This window comes from Pseudomonas sp. R62, assembly GCF_000257605.1.
Lineage (GTDB): Bacteria > Pseudomonadota > Gammaproteobacteria > Pseudomonadales > Pseudomonadaceae > Aquipseudomonas > Aquipseudomonas atacamensis.
The window spans coordinates 1-1,801 of the sequence record NZ_AHZM01000838.1 but is presented as its reverse complement, the minus strand read 5'-3'; the positions used below and the strand labels follow the sequence as shown (position 1 = coordinate 1,801).

Below are 1,801 nucleotides of genomic sequence, written 5' to 3'. Positions count from 1 at the left end.
CCTGGAAGACAAGACTCAAGTCGTATCCTGGTTCAATAATCAGCGCATCGATCCGGTCAGTCGTTATCGCTACGACAGCCTTTATCAACTGATCGAGGCCAGTGGTTGGGAAGTCAGCCAGAACAGCCATGGTCCGGCCTTGCCGGAGCTGCTGCCCACACCACTGGACCCCAATCAACGGCGCAACTACACGCAGAAATTCGACTACGACGCAGCGGGCAACCTCATCACTCGCCAGCATAGCGGTGCGCCGGGTTTTTCGATGTACACCTCCCAGCGCAGCAACCGAAGCCTGGCGCAGCGTGACGATGGTTCTTTGCCCGGGGAATCGGAGATAGCGCTGGGATTTGATGCGGCGGGCAACCAGTTGGAGTTGCAACGCGGTCAGGCCATGTACTGGAACGTACGCAATGAGTTAAGCCGGGTTGTGTTGGTGAAGCGTGCGAATGAAAGCGATGACTACGAGTGTTATGGCTGCGACGAGCCGGGCCATCGGTTGCGTAAAACGACTGTCAGCCAAGCGTCCGGTCAGACGCTGACGGTAGAAGTTCGTTATCTGCCGGGGCTCGAGATTCATCGCGAAGTCGATGGTGTCGAGCGACATGTCGTCAATGTCGACACCGGGCGCAATCAGGTACGACTGCTGCACTGGCCAAGCGCGGTGGACGGAGACCAACTGCGTTACAGCCTCAGTGATCATCTTGGTTCCAGCACGCTGGAATTGGATGATGGTGCGGGGATTTTGACTCAGGAGCACTATTACCCGTTTGGTGGCACCGCGTGCTGGGCGGGTAAAAATGCATTGGCGGCGAAAAACAAAACGATTCGTTACTCAGGCAAAGAGCGGGATGCGACCGGTCTTTACTATTATGGCTATCGTTATTACGCGCCGTGGTTACAGCGGTGGTTGAACTCCGATCCTCTTGGTGATATTGACGGCCCCAATCGTTATTTGTTTACGGTTAACAATCCGGTGTCCAAGTTGGACTTTTTTGGTGCGAACTCCACGCCTCCGCTTGATGTGGCTCATGCTTACGATCTAATGTTCAGTGAGGGTGAAGTATGGGACGGATTGAGTTTGGTATCTGAAAGTGGAGTTGACACGATTGCACGTGTCTCCTGTGCTAATGTTATTCTCTTGGATAGCGAGGTTGATAGTGAGCGACAAAGAAAGCTTTGTTAAGAGTTTTTCGCGTTTTTCGATTGATGATTATTCAATTACGCATTTCAGTAACGCAGATTTTACTGATCAGGATGGAGTTCATTTCAAAACGTTATTCACGTTGCGAAGCGAAAGAACCAAAGAGGATTATCTGGGTAACTCAGGAACAATTAATATTTCGCGTTATGGAAATCACGATTTTGTTTTTTTTGCCCTGGACGCTGGTGCTCAGCCCCAAAAGACCACCTCAAAATTCGGGGAGTTTCGCTACCACGCATCTTTCGCAGCCTTGAATGCCAAGTATCAATATACGCATATGGAGATAGGAGACTTATTGAGACCGAACTCTCGTGATATTAGTATCGGGCGAGCCAAAAGCTTGCCTTGGTTAGCTGCCGCCAGTGACGATGAGTTAATAGATTTTAAAAATAGAGCGGGGCTTCGGCCTGACAATGAGAAAGATTTGTTGTTTTACGGAAAGGATATGCTTCAAGGTTTGGGTTTGAAAGTTGCCGTGGATCTCGGGTCTCTGAACGATTTCGTACAGGAGGCGGTGATTGAGTGGGCTGATGGAGATCGTACAATTGATAATATAACCGAAATAATTAATGTTTTTTATCGTCCGCAAATTTTGGTTCC

The 1,801-nt window shown here is 49.8% G+C and carries 2 protein-coding genes; both read left to right on the top strand.

Features of this window, described 5'->3' with window-relative positions; all coding sequences use genetic code 11:
- The coding region (locus tag OQK_RS00415; protein WP_016770622.1) for an RHS repeat-associated core domain-containing protein at nucleotides 1-1,183 on the top strand (1,183 nt) is incomplete at its 5' end.
- Nucleotides 1,158-1,801, top strand: a 644-nt coding sequence (locus tag OQK_RS00410; protein WP_157221856.1) for a hypothetical protein, incomplete at its 3' end; no start/stop codon positions are given. The genes OQK_RS00415 and OQK_RS00410, both read left to right, overlap by 26 nt.